The following is a 264-nucleotide window of genomic DNA, read 5'->3' as shown; positions in this document are numbered from 1 at the left end:
CCGGCGAATGGCGGCGGTCAGCTTAACCGCTGTCAGGGAGTTGCCTCCAATACGGAAGAAGTTATCCTCAATGCCAACCCGTTTCAGCCCCAATACCTCTTGCCAAATGGCACAGAGCTGAGTTTCCAGTGTATTGCGGGGTGCAACATAACTGTCTCTATTTACCCAGACAGGTTCTGGTAATGCCCGACGATCCACTTTACCGTTCAGGGTCAGCGGAATTGATTCAAGACGGGTAAAACTGGCCGGCACCATATATTCCGG

The 264-nt window shown here is 52.3% G+C and carries 1 protein-coding gene; it reads right to left on the bottom strand.

Annotated elements, in window-relative coordinates:
* Nucleotides 1–264, bottom strand: a 264-nt coding sequence (locus Xbud_RS19450; protein ID WP_145956705.1) for a phosphopantetheine-binding protein, incomplete at both ends; no start/stop codon positions are given.

It is taken from the genome of Xenorhabdus budapestensis (genome assembly GCF_002632465.1).
GTDB lineage: Bacteria > Pseudomonadota > Gammaproteobacteria > Enterobacterales > Enterobacteriaceae > Xenorhabdus > Xenorhabdus budapestensis.
This window is presented reverse-complemented; position numbering and strand designations above follow the sequence as displayed.